Annotated in this window: 16 protein-coding genes and 1 pseudogene; 9 read left to right on the top strand and 8 right to left on the bottom strand. The window is 50.4% G+C overall.

The window, feature by feature from the left end; genetic code table 11:
- The first annotated feature begins 150 nt into the window (after positions 1-150).
- Complete coding sequence (locus QZF50_RS17075) at positions 151-258, top strand: type I toxin-antitoxin system toxin Ldr family protein (RefSeq protein WP_000170954.1); 108 nt, start codon at positions 151-153, stop codon at positions 256-258.
- Between the two features lie 148 nt (positions 259-406).
- Here the strand turns inward: QZF50_RS17075 and kdsA are convergent, their stop codons facing one another.
- Genes kdsA through hemA form a run of 6 tightly spaced genes read right to left on the bottom strand, consistent with a single transcriptional unit; the run spans position 407 to position 5,712 of the window.
- On the bottom strand, positions 407-1,261 hold the full coding sequence (gene kdsA / locus QZF50_RS17070; protein WP_000811065.1) for a 3-deoxy-8-phosphooctulonate synthase: 855 nt from the start codon (positions 1,259-1,261) through the stop codon (positions 407-409).
- A gap of 35 nt (positions 1,262-1,296) precedes the next feature.
- Positions 1,297-2,106 (bottom strand): invasion regulator SirB1, encoded by an 810-nt coding sequence (sirB1, locus tag QZF50_RS17065; protein WP_001257044.1) that lies wholly within the window; start codon positions 2,104-2,106, stop codon positions 1,297-1,299.
- A gap of 3 nt (positions 2,107-2,109) precedes the next feature.
- Positions 2,110-2,502: an invasion regulator SirB2 gene (sirB2, locus tag QZF50_RS17060; RefSeq protein WP_000200374.1), complete on the bottom strand. Its 393-nt coding sequence runs from the start codon at positions 2,500-2,502 to the stop codon at positions 2,110-2,112.
- Positions 2,499-3,332, bottom strand: a complete 834-nt coding sequence (gene prmC / locus QZF50_RS17055) for a peptide chain release factor N(5)-glutamine methyltransferase (protein ID WP_000456467.1) — start codon at positions 3,330-3,332, stop codon at positions 2,499-2,501. The genes sirB2 and prmC overlap by 4 nt, the downstream gene beginning before the upstream one ends.
- On the bottom strand, positions 3,332-4,414 hold the full coding sequence (prfA, locus tag QZF50_RS17050; RefSeq protein WP_000804726.1) for a peptide chain release factor 1: 1,083 nt from the start codon (positions 4,412-4,414) through the stop codon (positions 3,332-3,334). Before prfA ends, prmC begins: the two co-directional genes overlap by 1 nt.
- Positions 4,415-4,455: 41 nt before the next feature.
- Positions 4,456-5,712, bottom strand: a complete 1,257-nt coding sequence (gene hemA, locus QZF50_RS17045) for a glutamyl-tRNA reductase (protein ID WP_000173200.1) — start codon at positions 5,710-5,712, stop codon at positions 4,456-4,458.
- Between the two features lie 213 nt (positions 5,713-5,925).
- Here hemA and lolB point away from each other — a divergent pair, with 213 nt between their 5' ends.
- The 4 genes from lolB to dauA all read left to right on the top strand — a co-directional run bounded on the left by lolB (position 5,926) and on the right by dauA (position 10,302).
- On the top strand, positions 5,926-6,549 hold the full coding sequence (gene lolB / locus QZF50_RS17040) for a lipoprotein insertase outer membrane protein LolB (RefSeq protein ID WP_001130692.1): 624 nt from the start codon (positions 5,926-5,928) through the stop codon (positions 6,547-6,549).
- Positions 6,549-7,400 (top strand): 4-(cytidine 5'-diphospho)-2-C-methyl-D-erythritol kinase, encoded by an 852-nt coding sequence (gene ispE / locus QZF50_RS17035; protein ID WP_001260333.1) that lies wholly within the window; start codon positions 6,549-6,551, stop codon positions 7,398-7,400. Before lolB ends, ispE begins: the two co-directional genes overlap by 1 nt.
- Positions 7,401-7,550: 150 nt before the next feature.
- Positions 7,551-8,498 carry a ribose-phosphate diphosphokinase gene (gene prs / locus QZF50_RS17030; RefSeq protein WP_001298109.1) on the top strand — a complete coding sequence of 316 codons (948 nt, stop codon included), beginning with the start codon at positions 7,551-7,553 and terminating at the stop codon, positions 8,496-8,498.
- A gap of 124 nt (positions 8,499-8,622) precedes the next feature.
- Positions 8,623-10,302 (top strand): C4-dicarboxylic acid transporter DauA, encoded by a 1,680-nt coding sequence (gene dauA, locus QZF50_RS17025; RefSeq protein WP_001033352.1) that lies wholly within the window; start codon positions 8,623-8,625, stop codon positions 10,300-10,302.
- A 54-nt stretch (positions 10,303-10,356) separates the two neighbouring features.
- Here the strand turns inward: dauA and ychH are convergent, their stop codons facing one another.
- Complete coding sequence (gene ychH / locus QZF50_RS17020; protein ID WP_000823885.1) at positions 10,357-10,635, bottom strand: stress-induced protein YchH; 279 nt, start codon at positions 10,633-10,635, stop codon at positions 10,357-10,359.
- Positions 10,636-10,912: 277 nt separating this feature from the next.
- Here ychH and pth point away from each other — a divergent pair, with 277 nt between their 5' ends.
- The 3 genes from pth (at position 10,913) to QZF50_RS17005 (ending at position 16,431) form a co-directional block, all read left to right on the top strand.
- The gene (gene pth, locus QZF50_RS17015) at positions 10,913-11,497 is read left to right on the top strand and encodes an aminoacyl-tRNA hydrolase (RefSeq protein WP_000152933.1); all 585 of its coding nucleotides are present in this window, start codon (positions 10,913-10,915) and stop codon (positions 11,495-11,497) included.
- Positions 11,498-11,613: 116 nt separating this feature from the next.
- Positions 11,614-12,705, top strand: coding sequence for a redox-regulated ATPase YchF (gene ychF, locus QZF50_RS17010; RefSeq protein WP_000505866.1), 1,092 nt, complete (start codon positions 11,614-11,616; stop codon positions 12,703-12,705).
- 840 nt (positions 12,706-13,545) lie between these two features.
- A complete protein-coding gene (locus QZF50_RS17005) occupies positions 13,546-16,431 on the top strand; it encodes an autotransporter outer membrane beta-barrel domain-containing protein (RefSeq protein ID WP_061892261.1) in 2,886 nt (961 codons plus the stop codon).
- Positions 16,432-16,530: 99 nt separating this feature from the next.
- Here QZF50_RS17005 and dhaR read toward each other — a convergent pair whose 3' ends face one another.
- Positions 16,531-18,450 carry a dihydroxyacetone kinase operon transcriptional regulator DhaR gene (gene dhaR / locus QZF50_RS17000; protein ID WP_001297537.1) on the bottom strand — a complete coding sequence of 640 codons (1,920 nt, stop codon included), beginning with the start codon at positions 18,448-18,450 and terminating at the stop codon, positions 16,531-16,533.
- A 227-nt stretch (positions 18,451-18,677) separates the two neighbouring features.
- On the opposite strand from dhaR, the pseudogene QZF50_RS16995 reads away from it, so the two are divergent.
- A pseudogene (locus tag QZF50_RS16995) lies at positions 18,678-18,786 on the top strand (dihydroxyacetone kinase); the annotation flags it as partial.

Here is an 18,786-nt window from a genome sequence, read left to right as displayed (position 1 = left end):
GGGGCTTTATCCCTGGTGGCATTGGTTGCTGGAAAGAGAAAACCCCCGCACGTTGAGAGGTAAAACCTGACAACAGAACGGGGGCTAATCTTGAACCATCAACAATTCAAGAATAGCCGCAAAATGTTGTCATTACAACAAGGCGGCTATATGACGCTCGCGCAGTTTGCCATGATTTTCTGGCACGACCTGGCAGCACCGATCCTGGCGGGGATTATTACCGCAGCGATTGTCGGCTGGTGGCGTAACCGGAAGTAAGGTGAAAACGGGCGTCAGGCTGCCGTGATGGCAATATGCGCCCGAAACCGGCCGCAGGGGTAACAGCCTGCGGCCTTTTTTGTATCTGGCACCCATGAAAAAAGTCTTAACGCAGAACGCTAAGACTTTATTTTTCAAGCAAAAAAGATTACTTGCTGGTATCCAGTTCTTCGAAACCTTTCACCAGATCATCAATCGCTTTCATCTGCTTGAGGAACGGTTCCAGTTTAGCCAGCGGCAGCGCGGATGGACCATCACATTTCGCATGTTCCGGATCCGGATGCGCTTCAATAAACAGCCCCGCCAGACCTACCGCCATACCGGCTCGTGCCAGCTCAGCCACCTGAGCACGACGACCACCGGAAGCTGCGCCAAACGGATCGCGGCATTGCAGTGCGTGGGTCACGTCGAAAATCACCGGCGAGTTACCAGACACTTTCTTCATAATGCTGAAGCCCAGCATATCGACAACCAGGTTGTCATAGCCGAAGTTAGCACCACGATCGCAAAGAATCACTTTTTCGTTGCCGCCTTCTTTGAATTTATCAACGATATTACCCATCTGTCCCGGGCTGACAAACTGTGGTTTCTTGACGTTAATTACCGCACCGGTTTTCGCCATGGCTTCAACCAGGTCAGTCTGGCGAGCAAGAAACGCCGGCAACTGAATCACATCCACGACATCAGCAACGGGCTGTGCCTGACTTGGTTCGTGAACGTCGGTGATAATTTTCACGCCAAAAGTCTGCTTCAACTCCTGGAAGATTTTCATCCCTTCTTCCAGGCCCGGTCCACGATAAGAGTGGATGGAGGAGCGGTTGGCTTTGTCAAAAGAGGCTTTGAACACGTAAGGGATACCCAGTTTCTGGGTCACAGTTACGTAGTGCTCGCAAATGCGCATCGCCAGATCGCGAGATTCCAGCACGTTCATACCGCCAAACAGTACGAACGGCAGGTCATTTGCTACGTTGATGTCGCCAATGCTAACCACTTTTTGTTTCATAGGATCGCCTTAATCTTGAGTAAAATGTCGATTAATTAATGCAGCACAATATGTTTATGCGCGATGTTATTTATTTGCGCACGGATCATTTCGCTGATCGGGTCTTCCGGACACTGTTCAACGAAATAACTTAAATCGTTCAACGCAACGTGTTCGCAATCCAGTTGCGCATAAATCAACCCGCGATCGCGAATTTCATAGGGATCTTCAGGGTTGAATTGTAATAAAGCTTCGCTGGTGCGTAACGCCAGCTCCATCTGATTTTCTTCCATCAACGAGGCTTTGAGTGTATCCAGCAATTTGCGGATTACCTCAATGTTATCAGCTTCATCAAGGTCTTCATAAAACAGTTCCGCCGACGGGCTGATATTTCCCTTTAACCATACGTCCAGCATATGTTCGCTTAACGATTCACCGTTAAAAGGATTAATCAGCCAAATTTCGCCATCCGGACATTCAATGCGCAATATCAGCTGCGTAGGGAAAATCACCGGCAGCAGCGGCAAATCGAGACGATTCGCGACCCATAATAAAACCGCACCTAATGATACCGCACTGCCCTGTCGATTCTTTAACACCTGGTCCAGCCATAATGCATCGGAAAGACGATAAACGCCGCGTGAGGCTTTAAATCCCCAGTCGCCGTAAAACAGCGCGATCAGTTTTTCCAACTGCTCTTCTAAAGGCAGAAGCTGGCTGATTTCTTCCTTCGCCAGACTAACGAGACGCTCCAGTTCGTCGTAAACATCTTGCGAGGGAAAATCGCGGCGGATTGCTTCGCAAGCCAGGATCATGCCTTCGCACAATGGCGCTTTATTAAATTCGAAATCAGCTAACGATCTCATGACTTACCCCAGTAACGGTACTTTTGTGGTGGCGAGTTTAATGATGATGTACAGCACCACCAACGCCAGCGGGAAGGCAATAATGCGCGCCTGCTGACTGTGCATACGACGATAATCGAGTGCAATAAAACCCAAAACGATATAAATGATAACTCCAAACAGCTTTTCAGTCAGCCACTGTGCCTGCCCGGAAAATGGCAGGATGTGCGCTTTAGCCATCAACGCAATACCGCTTAACAGTAACAGCGTATCGACAACCGGCGGCACAATGCGCGTCCAGCGAGCAAATGCCTGTGGATGCTTCTGATAACGTAGCCAGAAACGTAAGGTTAATAGCCCAACAGAAAGCGCGATACTAATAAGATGAACACTAAGCAGTGTAGAAAAACTTGTCATTGATAATAGCGGCCGAGCGTTACGCGCTCGTTATCACCATAGTCACGGCAGGTTTCGACGTCATGATACCCCGCGAGGATAAATGCTTGTCGCACCGCTTCGCCCTGCTGCCAGCCATGTTCCAGAAGCAGAAAGCCGCCGGATACCAGCGCGTTACGCGACTGTTCGATGATATGCACGATGTCTGCCATTCCACTGTCTGCCGCAACCAGCGCAGTGAGCGGCTCAAAGCGGACATCGCCTTGTTGAAGATGAGGGTCCTGCTCGTCAATATACGGCGGATTGCTGACAATCATCGCAAACTGCTGCCCGGCTAGCGCGCTAAACCAGTCGCTTTGCAGAATGTGGATATTTTTGATCGCCAGATGCTGGGCATTACGTTGTGCCAGGGAGACAGCATCAGGCATACGATCTACAGCGATAATTTCGCAGTCCGGGCGCTCGCTAGCCAGCGCAAGCGCAATCGCCCCGGTACCCGTCCCGAGATCAAGAATACGGCAAGGTTGTTCAGGCAACCGCGCCAGTGCCTGCTCCACCAGACACTCCGTATCCGGGCGCGGAATTAAGGTCGCTGGCGAAACAAATAACGGCAACGACCAGAATTCTCGCACCCCGGTTAAATGAGCAATGGGTTCACCATCGCGACGACGTGTCAGTAGCGCATCAAGTTGCTGACATTGTTCGTCAGTCAGCTGCGTTTCACCAAAGGCGAGAATAAAAGTACGCCCTCTGCCGGTAACATGCTCCAGCAGGATTTCAGCATCACGCCGCGGGCTTTCGCTCGCCTGAAGTTGGCTTATTGCTTCACGTAACCAGTGTTGATATTCCATTATTCCTGCTCGGACAACGCCGCCAGTTGGTCGGCCTGATGTTCCTGGATAATCGGTTCAATCAGCATATCCAGCTTACCTTCCATCACTTCATCCAGGCGGTAGAGCGTCAGGTTGATGCGGTGATCGGTAACGCGCCCCTGCGGGAAATTGTAAGTACGGTTACGGTCGCTACGATCGCCACTCCCCAGCAGGTTACGACGGGTAGACGCTTCGGCCTGTTGGCGTTTTGCCATTTCAGCAGCGTGGATGCGAGCACCGAGCACTGAAAGCGCCTTCGCTTTGTTTTTATGTTGTGAACGTTCATCCTGACATTCAACAACAATCCCGGTCGGCAAGTGAGTAATACGAATTGCCGAATCGGTGGTGTTAACGTGCTGACCACCCGCCCCTGACGAGCGGAAAGTATCAATGCGTAAATCTGCTGGGTTGATGTCCGGCAGTTCTGCGTCAGGCAGTTCTGGCATTACCGCAACGGTACAAGCAGAAGTATGAATACGACCCTGCGATTCCGTAGCAGGAACACGCTGCACGCGATGACCGCCAGATTCAAATTTCAGACGACCATACACACCATCACCGCTAATTTTGGCGATGATCTCTTTATAACCACCATGTTCACCCTCGCTGGCGCTCATGATTTCTACCCGCCAGCGGCGGGCTTCGGCGTAACGGCTGTACATACGGAACAGATCGCCTGCGAACAGCGCCGCTTCGTCGCCGCCGGTTCCGGCTCGGACTTCGAGGAAGGCGTTACGTTCGTCATCAGGATCTTTTGGCAGTAACAGAACCTGTAATTGCTGTTCCAGTTGCTCGCTTTTTTCTTTAGCTTCGCGCAGTTCATCCTGCGCCATCTCACGCATTTCAGGATCATCGAGCATCATCTGTGCGGTTTCGATATCTTCCTGAACCTGTTGCCAGTCGGTAAAACAGCGCGAAACATCACTTAACTGCGCATATTCGCGTGATAATGCGCGAAAACGTTCCTGGTCGGCGATAGTTTGCGCGTCACCCAGCAACGCCTGAACTTCTTCATGGCGTTCATGCAGGGCTTCCAGTTTGGCAACGATAGAAGGCTTCATAGGCGTAAATGCACCCTGTAAAAAAAGAAAATGATGTACTGCTACTCCAGCCCGAGGCTGTCGCGCAGAATATTCAGGCGTTCGTTATCCCCGTCACGGGCGGCCTGTTGAAGTGATTTCGTTGGCGCATGGATCAAGCGGTTAGTCAGTTTCCATGCCAGATCCTGCATAATGGCTTGCGCGTCGCCGCCCTGCTCAAGGGCCGCTAACGCTTTGGCGGTTAACTCATCGCGAACGTGCTCTGCCTGGCTGCGATACTCGCGAATGGTTTCGCTGGCGCTTTGTGCTCGCAGCCACGCCATAAATTCGCTGGTTTCCTGAGCGACAATAGTTTCCGCCTCAACCGCTGCGGCTTTACGCTGCGCCAGGTTGTGCGAAATGATGCTTTGCAGATCGTCCACACTATAAAGATAAGCATTCGCCAGTTTGCCAACTTCCGGCTCAACATCGCGCGGAACGGCAATATCCACCAACAGCATTGGTTGGTTGCGACGGCTTTTTAATGCGCGCTCCACCATGCCTTTCCCGATAATCGGTAACGGGCTGGCGGTGGAACTGATGATGATATCGGCTTCGCGCAGACGTTCGTCGATCTCACTCAGGGCAATCACTTCCGCGCCAACTTCATCTGCCAGAATTTGGGCACGTTCGCGAGTGCGGTTGGCGATAATCATCTTCTGTACTTTATGTTCGCGCAGATGACGCGCTACCAGCTCGATGGTTTCGCCCGCGCCTACCAGCAACACTGTGACCGTAGAGAGCGATTCAAAGATCTGCCGCGCCAGCGTACAAGCCGCAAAAGCGACAGACACAGCACTGGCACCGATATCTGTTTCAGTGCGAACGCGTTTCGCTACAGAGAAAGATTTCTGGAACATGCGTTCCAGTTCGCTGGCCTTCATATGACCTTTTTGCGAATCGGCAAACGCTTTTTTAACCTGACCGAGGATCTGCGGCTCCCCAAGAACCAGTGAATCCAGGCCGCTGGCAACACGCATTAAATGGCTAACCGCGTCGTTATCCTGATGCCAGTAGAGGCTTTTACGCAGATCTTCTTCATTAAGATTGTGATAATCGCAAAGCCAGCGGATTAACGCCTCTTGCAGGTTATCCTGCTCTTCAACGCTAAGATAAAGTTCCGTGCGGTTGCACGTCGACAGCACCACGCCGCCCTGCACCATCGGCTGCGCAAGCAGGCTGTCAAGCGCCTGATCGAGCTTATCCGGCGAAAACGATACACGTTCTCGCAGCGATACAGGTGCCGTTTTATGGTTGATACCGAGTGCTAAAAGGGTCATGTCTGCGGGAAATAATACCAACGTTGATAGGGTTAGTCTGCTTGCATCATACAGGATGCGTAAGATCAATAAAAGAGAGCGCCCCCTTTTGGAGTAATTGCCGAAAGCCGTTAGATTCTGGCAATTAAGACAACTTGAACATAGACGATAGCGGACGGTAACGCTAGCATTAAGGGTTATAACTGCAACGTATCTCAAGGACTTGTCATCACTATGCCCCTGCCCGATTTTCGTCTTATCCGCCTGCTACCGCTGGCTGCTCTTGTGCTCACTGCCTGTTCCGTTACCACGCCCAAAGGTCCTGGCAAAAGCCCGGATTCGCCACAATGGCGTCAGCATCAGCAAGACGTGCGCAATCTTAATCAGTATCAGACTCGCGGCGCGTTCGCTTATATTTCTGACCAACAAAAAGTGTACGCCCGCTTTTTCTGGCAGCAAACCGGCCAGGATCGCTACCGTCTGCTGCTCACTAACCCATTGGGCAGCACGGAACTGGAGCTGAATGCTCAACCGGGTAACGTGCAGTTAGTCGACAATAAAGGTCAGCGTTATACCGCCGATGACGCCGAAGAGATGATTGGCAAATTGACCGGAATGCCAATTCCGCTCAACAGCTTGCGCCAGTGGATTTTAGGTTTACCGGGTGATGCAACCGACTACAAACTGGACGACCAGTACCGCCTGAGCGAAATTACCTACAGCCAGAATGGCAAAAACTGGAAGGTTGTTTATGGTGGTTATGACACCAAAACGCAACCTGCGATGCCAGCCAATATGGAACTCACCGACGGTGGTCAACGCATCAAGTTAAAAATGGATAACTGGATAGTGAAATAATGCGGACACAGTGGCCCTCTCCGGCAAAACTTAATCTGTTTTTATACATTACCGGTCAGCGTGCGGATGGTTACCACACGCTGCAAACGCTGTTTCAGTTTCTTGATTACGGCGACACCATCAGCATTGAGCTTCGTGACGATGGGGATATTCGTCTGTTAACGCCCGTTGAAGGCGTGGAACATGAAGATAACCTGATCGTTCGCGCAGCGCGGTTGTTGATGAAAACTGCGGCAGACAGCGGGCGTCTTCCGACGGGAAGCGGTGCGAATATCAGCATTGACAAGCGTTTGCCGATGGGCGGCGGTCTCGGCGGTGGTTCATCCAATGCCGCGACGGTCCTGGTGGCATTAAATCATCTCTGGCAATGCGGGCTAAGCATGGATGAGCTGGCGGAAATGGGGCTGACGCTGGGCGCAGATGTTCCTGTCTTTGTTCGGGGGCATGCCGCGTTTGCCGAAGGCGTTGGTGAAATACTAACGCCGGTGGATCCGCCAGAGAAGTGGTATCTGGTGGCGCACCCTGGTGTAAGTATTCCGACTCCGGTGATTTTTAAAGATCCTGAACTCCCGCGCAATACGCCAAAAAGGTCAATAGAAACGTTGCTAAAATGTGAATTCAGCAATGATTGCGAGGTTATCGCAAGAAAACGTTTTCGCGAGGTTGATGCGGTGCTTTCCTGGCTGTTAGAATACGCCCCGTCGCGCCTGACTGGGACAGGGGCCTGTGTCTTTGCTGAATTTGATACAGAGTCTGAAGCCCGCCAGGTGCTAGAGCAAGCCCCGGAATGGCTCAATGGCTTTGTGGCGAAAGGCGTTAATCTTTCCCCATTGCACAGAGCCATGCTTTAAGCCGGGCAAGCTGAGTTTCGGTGACAACGTCACCTTGTTCCAGACGTTGCATCGCGCTCTTTAATACACCGCCTGGAAAGGATCATGCCTGGCCCGCACAGTTTTCGGCAGATTCTTTCCACCAATGGACGCATGCCTGAGGTTCTTCTCGTGCCTGATATGAAGCTTTTTGCTGGTAACGCCACCCCGGAACTAGCACAACGTATTGCCAACCGCCTGTACACTTCACTCGGCGACGCCGCTGTAGGTCGCTTTAGCGACGGCGAAGTCAGTGTACAAATCAACGAAAATGTACGCGGTGGTGATATTTTCATCATCCAGTCCACTTGTGCCCCTACTAACGACAACCTGATGGAATTAGTCGTTATGGTTGATGCCCTGCGTCGTGCTTCCGCAGGTCGTATCACCGCTGTTATCCCCTACTTTGGCTATGCGCGCCAGGACCGTCGCGTCCGTTCCGCTCGTGTACCAATCACTGCGAAAGTGGTTGCAGACTTCCTCTCCAGCGTCGGTGTTGACCGTGTGCTGACAGTGGATCTGCACGCTGAACAGATTCAGGGTTTCTTCGACGTTCCGGTTGATAACGTATTTGGTAGCCCGATCCTGCTGGAAGACATGCTGCAGCTGAATCTGGATAACCCAATTGTGGTTTCTCCGGACATCGGCGGCGTTGTGCGTGCCCGCGCTATCGCTAAGCTGCTGAACGATACCGATATGGCAATCATCGACAAACGTCGTCCGCGTGCGAACGTTTCCCAGGTGATGCATATCATCGGTGACGTTGCAGGTCGTGACTGCGTACTGGTCGATGATATGATCGACACTGGCGGTACGCTGTGTAAAGCTGCTGAAGCTCTGAAAGAACGTGGTGCTAAACGTGTATTTGCGTACGCGACTCACCCGATCTTCTCTGGCAACGCGGCGAATAACCTGCGTAACTCTGTAATTGATGAAGTCGTTGTCTGCGATACCATTCCGCTGAGCGATGAAATCAAATCACTGCCGAACGTGCGTACTCTGACCCTGTCAGGTATGCTGGCCGAAGCGATTCGTCGTATCAGCAACGAAGAATCGATCTCTGCCATGTTCGAACACTAATCGAACCCGGCTCAAAGACCCGCTGCGGCGGGTTTTTTTGTCTGTAATATCCATTTGTATGACCTATGCCTCCTTCACCTGCCATTTAGTTGACAGATGATGCGCTCACGGATGAAACATTATTGTGAACAAAATATTTTCCTCACATGTGATGCCTTTCCGCGCTCTGATCGACGCTTGCTGGAAAGAAAAATATACTGCCGCACGGTTTACCCGTGACCTGATTGCCGGGATAACCGTCGGGATTATTGCTATCCCGCTGGCGATGGCGTTGGCTATTGGTAGTGGTGTGGCACCCCAGTACGGTTTATATACCGCAGCTGTTGCGGGGATTGTCATTGCTCTGACGGGTGGGTCACGCTTTAGCGTTTCCGGTCCGACTGCGGCATTTGTGGTAATTCTCTATCCCGTGTCGCAACAGTTTGGACTGGCAGGACTGCTGGTTGCGACCTTGCTGTCGGGGATTTTTTTGATTCTGATGGGTCTGGCACGCTTTGGTCGCCTGATTGAGTATATTCCGGTTTCCGTCACCTTAGGTTTCACCTCGGGTATCGGGATCACCATCGGTACCATGCAGATTAAAGATTTTCTCGGTCTGCAAATGGCCCATGTCCCGGAACATTATCTACAAAAAGTCGGCGCATTATTTATGGCGCTGCCGACCATTAATGTGGGTGATGCTGCCATTGGCATTGTGACGCTAGGTATTCTTGTTTTCTGGCCGCGTCTGGGCATTCGTTTACCCGGTCACCTTCCGGCCTTGCTGGCTGGTTGCGCGGTGATGGGGATTGTTAACCTGCTCGGCGGACATGTTGCTACCATCGGTTCGCAATTCCACTACGTCCTGGCCGATGGTTCTCAGGGTAACGGTATTCCGCAACTGCTGCCGCAACTGGTGCTGCCGTGGGATCTGCCTAATTCAGAATTCACGCTAACCTGGGATTCTATTCGCACACTGCTGCCTGCGGCATTCTCAATGGCAATGCTCGGCGCAATCGAATCTCTGCTCTGCGCCGTGGTGCTGGATGGTATGACCGGGACGAAACACAAGGCGAATAGCGAACTGGTTGGACAGGGACTGGGGAATATCATCGCTCCGTTCTTTGGTGGCATTACCGCTACAGCTGCCATCGCGCGTTCTGCCGCTAACGTCCGTGCCGGGGCAACTTCCCCTATCTCGGCGGTGATCCACTCTATTCTGGTTATTCTTGCCCTGCTGGTACTGGCACCGCTGCTCTCCTGGCTGCCGCTTTCCGCCATGGCTGCCCTGCTGTTGATGGTGGCGTGGAACATGAGTGAAGCGCACAAAGTGGTCGACTTGCTGCGTCATGCGCCGAAAGATGACATCATTGTCATGCTGCTGTGCATGTCGCTGACCGTGCTGTTTGATATGGTTATTGCCATCAGCGTGGGGATCGTGCTGGCATCGCTGCTGTTTATGCGTCGTATCGCACGTATGACTCGCCTGGCACCGGTAGTCGTAGATGTTCCAGACGATGTCCTGGTTCTGCGCGTTATTGGCCCGCTGTTTTTTGCTGCTGCTGAAGGCTTGTTCACGGACCTGGAGTCACGTCTTGAAGGCAAACGGATTGTGATTCTGAAGTGGGATGCGGTTCCGGTACTTGATGCTGGTGGTCTTGATGCGTTCCAGCGTTTTGTGAAGCGTCTGCCCGAGGGATGTGAACTGCGCGTGTGCAACGTGGAATTCCAGCCACTGCGCACTATGGCTCGCGCTGGCATTCAACCGATCCCGGGACGCCTGGCGTTCTTCCCGAATCGTCGCGCGGCGATGGCGGATTTATAAGTACGAGATTGACCAGTCAGCGCAAACTGACTGGTCAGCAAACTGCATTATTTGTTAGCTATGACGGCGATTATCGCTACGGCGGCAACGTTTGTCATAGTGGCGAACCCACCAGTAACGGTCGCACACCTGTTCATGCCCGCCAACACGGGCACCCGCCAGCCAGAGAATGGCACCGACGAAAATACTTAGCACTGCACCATGTGCGAAATACTGGGGCATATTAAACTGTGGTAACTGGTTGAGGATTGAATACCCCACGCCGACCACCATTACCACCAGACCCAACCCCATGAGCACGTTACCGAGTAACGAAGCGTTTTTGCGTTTCATATGTCACCTCCGGAACTTTCTGGGTTGTAACAGGGAATACCCCTCTTCCTTATGTGTAAAGTATAGACAACACCCTGTGGGTTATGTGCGGGCGTGATCACAATTACAACCCTTATTTCAACAAAACTTTACAAATAAACGCCTGAACACCTTGACTTTCTAATAGTCCACTCATGCAATTATTACGTTATCTGCATTTGATACGCAGTTTTTTGTCAAGCGGGGCCGCAACCAGTAAACTACGCGCCAGTTATGTACACACTCAGGACAAAAAAACGTGACGATTAAATTGATTGTCGGCCTGGCGAACCCCGGTGCTGAATACGCCGCAACGCGACATAATGCTGGTGCCTGGTTCGTTGACTTACTGGCAGAGCGTTTGCGCGCTCCGCTGCGCGAAGAGGCTAAATTCTTTGGTTATACTTCGCGAGTCACTCTTGGAGGCGAAGATGTCCGCCTGTTAGTCCCGACTACATTTATGAATCTCAGCGGCAAAGCCGTTGCGGCGATGGCCAGTTTTTTCCGCATTAATCCGGACGAAATTCTGGTGGCCCACGACGAACTGGATCTGCCTCCTGGCGTCGCCAAATTTAAATTGGGCGGTGGCCATGGTGGTCACAATGGACTGAAAGACATCATCAGTAAATTGGGTAATAACCCTAACTTTCACCGTTTACGCATCGGAATCGGTCATCCGGGCGATAAAAATAAAGTTGTCGGTTTTGTGTTAGGCAAACCGCCTGTTAGTGAACAGAAGTTAATTGATGAAGCCATCGACGAAGCGGCGCGTTGTACTGAAATGTGGTTTACAGATGGCTTGACCAAAGCAACGAACCGATTGCACGCCTTTAAAGCGCAATAAGTCGTTGTCTGCGGCATTTTTGCCGAGTGCCGTGTATAATAGGCAAAGTTATTTCCATTTCTGCAATCTGTTAGCAATAACAGGTTGATTATTAAGATATTAAGGTGATTTAAATCATGGGATTCAAATGCGGTATCGTCGGTTTGCCCAACGTCGGGAAATCTACCCTGTTCAACGCGCTGACCAAAGCCGGTATTGAAGCGGCCAACTTTCCATTCTGCACCATTGAGCCGAACACAGGCGTCGTACCAATGCCTGACCCTCGCCTGGATCAACTGGCTGAAATCGTAAAACCGCAACGTACGCTTCCCACGACCATGGAATTTGTCGATATCGCCGGTCTGGTAAAAGGCGCATCGAAAGGCGAAGGTCTGGGTAACCAGTTCCTGACCAACATCCGTGAAACCGAAGCGATCGGTCACGTTGTTCGCTGCTTTGAAAATGACAACATCATTCACGTTTCCGGCAAAGTTAACCCGGCTGACGATATTGAAGTTATCAACACCGAACTGGCGCTGGCAGACCTCGACACCTGCGAACGTGCGATTCATCGCGTACAGAAGAAAGCCAAAGGTGGCGATAAAGACGCGAAAGCTGAGCTGGCGGTCCTGGAAAAATGCCTGCCCCAGTTGGAAAATGCAGGTATGCTGCGCGCGCTGGATTTAAGCGCTGAAGAGAAAGCGGCTATTCGTTACCTGAGCTTCCTGACGCTGAAACCAACAATGTACATCGCCAACGTCAACGAAGACGGTTTTGAAAACAACCCATATCTTGACCAGGTGCGTGAAATCGCGGCGAAAGAAGGTTCTGTTGTGGTTCCGGTTTGTGCTGCTGTTGAAGCAGACATTGCCGAACTGGACGACGAAGAACGTGACGAGTTTATGCAGGAGCTTGGGCTGGAAGAGCCGGGCCTGAACCGTGTGATCCGTGCCGGTTATAAGCTGCTGAACCTGCAAACTTACTTCACCGCTGGGGTGAAAGAAGTGCGTGCATGGACCATTCCGGTTGGAGCAACCGCGCCGCAGGCAGCGGGCAAAATCCATACTGATTTTGAAAAAGGCTTTATCCGTGCACAAACCATCTCGTTTGAAGATTTCATCACTTACAAAGGTGAACAAGGCGCGAAAGAAGCAGGCAAAATGCGTGCAGAAGGTAAAGATTACATCGTTAAAGATGGCGATGTGATGAACTTCCTTTTCAACGTCTAATTAATTTGTTGTCTCATGAGGTTTCGCTAAATCTCATGAAGAGCGCAAAAGTATATATAATCCACGCAATTGCGTGGATTTTTCATTTCACCGAGTCCTAATCATTCTTGTAACATCCTACACTTTTGTGCTTATTGCCTACAGTGAACCACGAGAATAATTAAAGACATCAGTGTCAGATGACGGATATCTCATTAGTAGTGATATAACGTAAGTTTTGGTCCACTACACATCACCCCCTTCACAGCTGATCAATATTGATCACGCTCCAATATGCTGGCGAGAAAAGGACTTACCTGAAGGGTAATATCCCGCAGATAAAGTCCCCGAATAACGTGATTACGTGCGATCCTGGCAAGATGAAAATGATAACCAGTAGCACAATAACAACGATAGGCCAGAAAACCCATTGACCAAAAATGAATATCGATGTTTTTTGCTTTTTCTTATTAGTAATGCAAAAATGGCGCATATTGTTTTTGTTATGCAGATACATCAAGCGAAATTCCCATAACTAATTAGGATTATTACAAAAAATCTTCACCAAATTTTTTAACCGCTGTTTGTTGTAATATTTTTGCCATATTTATAGTAACGAATTGGAATAAGCAACGACAACTTAGGGAATAACTCGATATAAACTCACCTTTGTAAGGAGGATGTTAAATATATATTAATTCCTGTGTTCCTGATTTTGCCCGGTAATAGAGAATTATTCTCTGAGAAGCTCATCATGATTGCACCATACAAATATCATGATGATAAGAGGATATTATTCATTGATTTAAACAAAATGACAAAATCCATAGACCCATAGTCTGGGTACTATATAGGAGTGGTATGGGCATCAAACAACACAATGGGAATACCAAAGCAGATCGTCTCGCTGAATTAAAAATCCGTTCGCCCTCAATTCAACTGATAAAATTTGGCGCTATTGGTTTGAATGCAATTATCTTTTCCCCCCTGCTGATAGCTGCTGATACAGGAAGTCAATATGGCACCAATATTACTATTAATGAAGGTGACAGAATTACAGGAGATACCGCCGATCCATCAGGAAACCTCTATGGTGTAATGACCCCAGCAGGAAACACGCCTGGCAATATCAACCTGGGTAATGATGTCACCGTCAATGTCAACGACGCCTCTGGATATGCAAAAGGAATCATTATTCAGTGCAAAAACAGCTCCCTGACAGCTAACCGACTCACAGTAGATGTTGTTGGTCAAACCTCTGCCATCGGCATTAACTTAATTGGTGACTATACCCATGCTGACTTAGGCACAGGCAGCACCATTAAGAGTAACGATGACGGCATCATTATTGGGCATAGCTCAACACTAACAGCCACTCAATTCACCATTGAAAACTCGAACGGTATAGGCCTAACCATCAATGACTATGGCACCAGTGTCGATCTTGGAAGCGGAAGTAAAATCACGACCGATGGAAGTACAGGTGTTTATATCGGTGGTCTCAACGGCAATAACGCCAATGGTGCTGCGCGTTTTACGGCTACAGACCTGACAATCGATGTTCAGGGCTACAGCGCCATGGGGATAAACGTACAGAAAAACTCTGTTGTCGATCTCGGAACAAACAGTTCCATTAAAACCAATGGCGATAATGCACACGGCCTCTGGAGCTTTGGCCAGGTTAGCGCGAATGCACTCACTGTTGATGTAACTGGAGCCGCGGCCAATGGCGTCGAAGTTCGTGGTGGTACAACCACTATCGGTGCAGATAGCCATATTTCTTCCGCGCAGGGCGGTGGCCTCGTCACCAGTGGTTCAGACGCGACAATCAATTTTTCTGGCACGGCAGCGCAACGAAACAGCATCTTTTCCGGCGGTTCTTATGGTGCCTCGGCCCAGACGGCAACGGCTGTTGTCAACATGCAAAATACCGATATTACAGTTGATCGTAATGGCAGTCTGGCGCTGGGTTTGTGGGCGCTCAGCGGCGGTAGAATAACCGGAGACAGTTTGGCTATCACCGGCGCGGCAGGAGCCAGGGGAATTTATGCCATGACCAACAGCCAGATCGACCTCACGAGCGATCTGGTCATTGATATGAGTACACCCGACCAGATGGCCATTGCAACGCAACATGACGATGGTTATGCCGCCAGCCGCATCAACGCCTCGGGTCGTATGCTTATCAACGGTAGCGTTCTTTCCAAAGGTGGGCTAATCAATCTAGATATGCACCCAGGGTCGGTTTGGACAGGTTCCTCCCTCAGCGATAATGTCAATGGCGGGAAACTGGACGTTGCAATGAATAACAGCGTCTGGAACGTAACAAGTAATTCTAATCTCGACACGCTGGCGCTGAGCCATTCAACTGTCGATTTTGCCAGCCACGGGTCAACTGCCGGCACATTTGCCACATTAAACGTAGAGAACCTGAGCGGTAACAGTACCTTTATTATGCGTGCTGATGTTGTTGGCGAGGGTAATGGCGTTAATAATAAAGGGGATTTATTGAATATCAGCGGAAGTAGTGCTGGTAATCACGTATTGGCTATCCGCAACCAGGGCAGCGAGGCCACTACGGGAAATGAAGTTCTGACAGTGGTAAAAACCACTGACGGTGCGGCCTCGTTCAGCGCGTCTTCTCAGGTTGAGTTGGGGGGATATCTGTACGATGTGCGTAAAAATGGCACTAACTGGGAGCTTTACGCTTCCGGGACAGTTCCGGAACCGACTCCTAATCCTGAACCAACACCGGCTCCCGCTCAGCCTCCCATAGTCAACCCCGATCCTACGCCTGAACCCGATCCTACGCCTAACCCCACTCCCACACCTAAACCCACCACGACCGCAGATGCTGGCGGCAATTATCTCAATGTCGGTTACTTATTAAACTATGTTGAAAACCGTACGCTGATGCAACGAATGGGTGACCTGCGAAATCAGAGTAAAGACGGTAATATCTGGCTGCGCAGTTATGGGGGAAGCCTGGACTCCTTCGCCAGTGGCAAACTGAGCGGCTTTGACATGGGTTACAGCGGTATCCAGTTTGGTGGGGATAAACGTCTCTCTGATGTAATGCCGTTGTATGTCGGTCTGTATATTGGCTCAACACATGCATCGCCGGACTATAGCGGAGGCGACGGTACCGCACGTTCAGACTACATGGGAATGTATGCCAGTTACATGGCACACAACGGTTTTTACAGCGATCTCGTTGTAAAAGCATCGCGCCAGAAAAATAGTTTTCACGTACTGGACAGTCAGAACAACGGCGTTAACGCCAACGGCACTGCGAATGGATTGAGCATCTCCCTGGAAGCCGGGCAGAGGTTCAACCTGACCCCTACTGGTTATGGGTTCTATATAGAGCCGCAAACCCAGCTCACATACAGCCACCAGAATGAGATGGCTATGAAGGCGAGTAATGGTCTCAATATACATCTGAATCACTACGAATCGCTGCTGGGGCGTGCCAGCATGATACTGGGATATGACATCACCGCAGGCAACAGCCAGCTGAATATGTATGTGAAGACTGGAGCTATCCGCGAGTTTTCAGGGGATACAGACTATCTGTTGAACAACTCCCGGGAGAAGTACAGTTTCAAAGGTAATGGCTGGAATAACGGCGTGGGAGTCAGTGCACAGTATAACAAACAGCACACATTCTACCTCGAAGCGGATTACACGCAGAGTAACCTCTTTGATCAGAAGCAAGTCAACGGAGGATATCGCTTCAGCTTTTAAGTGCGGGATAGACCAGCCCTTAAACGATGCTGAAAAATGTTAGCGTGCGCCGGAATGAAATATAGATCACTCTGATGTATCAGAAATCGTCTCTGTCTTTCATACCCGGCGCTTAAACTGCCCTGCATCAATGCCATGTTGCTTCATTTTCCGCCACAGCGTAGTGCGGCCGATCCCAAGTAAAGCCGACATTTCCTGAATGCGACCGCCTGTGACCTGGGCTGCGTTAATAATTGCCTCTTTTTCAACTTCCGCAAATGACAGACTGGTGGAAAGGCGTGTGGCGCTGACATCATCTGTTGCCTGCTCGGTAAACAGATGTTCCGGCAAATCACTGACGCGAATGCGCCCATTATCACTACTCAGAGCAAGATTCTCGATGACGCTGTAAAGTTCAAAATCGTTGCCAGGCCATGCACAGGAAACCAGGCGAGCGAGGGCATCGTCATCAATTTTCAGCCGCGTAGAGAAGCGTTTTTCAAGACTGCGTAATTTGTTATTCACCAGCGCCGGAATGCTGCCACGCCGCATACGCAGAGGCGGGATGGTAATTTCAAATGCATGCAACGCGTAATACAGCTGGCGACTAAAACGATTTTGTTCCACCAGCATTGCGAGGTCCGCGGTCGTTGTGGCAATCACTTTGACATCAACTGGTATTAAACGCCGCGCATCCAGTCGCGTGATAACACCCTGCTTGATAACCTGAAGCAAAGCAGACTGTAACTCCACCGCCAGATATTCAATCTTTTCAAGAAACAGCGTGCCGCCGTGTGCCAGTTCCAGCCGACTCAGACGGCCATTTTCATTGTCCGTGCGATCGCCACCAATAAATTCTTCCGCCAGCGCCGCATCACCATATAACTCACAATTGACGGCGATATAAGGACCTGCAGCACGCTCGCTTTCATTATGAATTGCCTGACTTAGCAGTGCCTTTCCCACGCCCTCTTCTCCACAAAGCAGGACAGGAAAGCTACTGCGCGCCGCCTGGCGACCAAAATGAATCAAGCGGCGGGTTTGCGGATCGTCCTGTGGCATATGAGCGAAGGTATGGCTGACTTTTCCTAATTGACTGGTCATCAACTGCCGCATCTGTTCCACAGGATGGAGCAACAAAATAAAGCTGGTTCCCTGCGTTTCTATTATCGGTTTAAGGGTTATCACCGCATCAATAAACTGATGCTGACTTTCAAAGGTTGCTTCTACGTGTTTGAGCGGATGTGCCTGTTTTATTGCTTGTTGCAATACGGCGGGTAACGTTAAGAGTTCAGTGATTGCCCTTCCCTGACTTGCCGTCGCGTCAAGGCGCAAGACCCGCGCCGCCTGGGCATTAATAAATTGCAAATTACCCTGCTCGTCCCAGCTAATCACGCCATCATCCATACTTTCTAACAGGGCATTAAGTTGATTTAAATGACGGTTAGTTTCAGCGAGCAAACTGTCCGTCAGCAGTAAATTTCCGACCTCGCGGGCGATTGCCAACGTCAACGGCAAATCAGCTGCGGTAGTTTGCTCAACCGGACACGCTAGCGCTATTGTTCCCGTCAATCGGCCCTTGCTGTCAAACAACGGCGTTGCACAAAAGGCCCAGTTCCAGAGTGCCTGTTTGAAATGTTGATCGGCCATCGTTTTCACGGCCTGACCAGAGATAGCCGCTAACGATAGCGCACAAGTACCAATAATTCCCTCGGCGCAATACGTGCCGTCATTGAATCCCAGTGCACTTAGCTGCTGCAAGGTTTGCGGATCGCCATTACGGCTGAGAATGCAGGCGGTTTCATCGAGGATAAACAGCGCACACTCTCGCGGTGCCATATATTCCCAGGCATCTTCCAGCGCAGCCTGCCCGAGCGTCAGCATCGCTTTCTTACGCCGATAAATAGAAGCAAATGTCACGCCCTGGGCCTGATGTGGTACGTTCCATGTCTCCCGTTTCATCAGCTTATTGCATCGCTCCCAGGAGGTTGCAATTAAGGGAGATATGCCCCGACCATCGTTGTTAAAAGCGCCACTCATATCCCGCATCCCTTATGACAAAAGGTGTTCCGGCTCGCAATTTTAAGTATTAATACACGTAAAAGTTTCAATATGGAACATTCATTAAAGCATATGTTTCACTATGAAACATAATTTGGGCTAATTTTCTTTTCCCTTGCCTGATGCACAATGGATTCATCGGCAGTCAGTGGTCGCCGTGTCGTTGAACATCATCCATGCCCTACCGTAATTGCTGGAGCAAAATAATGAAAAAATTGATCAATGATGTGCAAGACGTACTGGACGAACAACTGGCAGGACTGGCGAAAGCGCATCCATCGCTGACACTGCATCAGGATCCGGTGTATGTCACCC

This window comes from uncultured Escherichia sp. (assembly GCF_948475835.1).
Lineage (GTDB): Bacteria > Pseudomonadota > Gammaproteobacteria > Enterobacterales > Enterobacteriaceae > ECMA0423.
The sequence above is the reverse complement of the archived record's forward strand: the minus strand, read 5'-3'. Positions and strand labels throughout refer to the sequence as shown.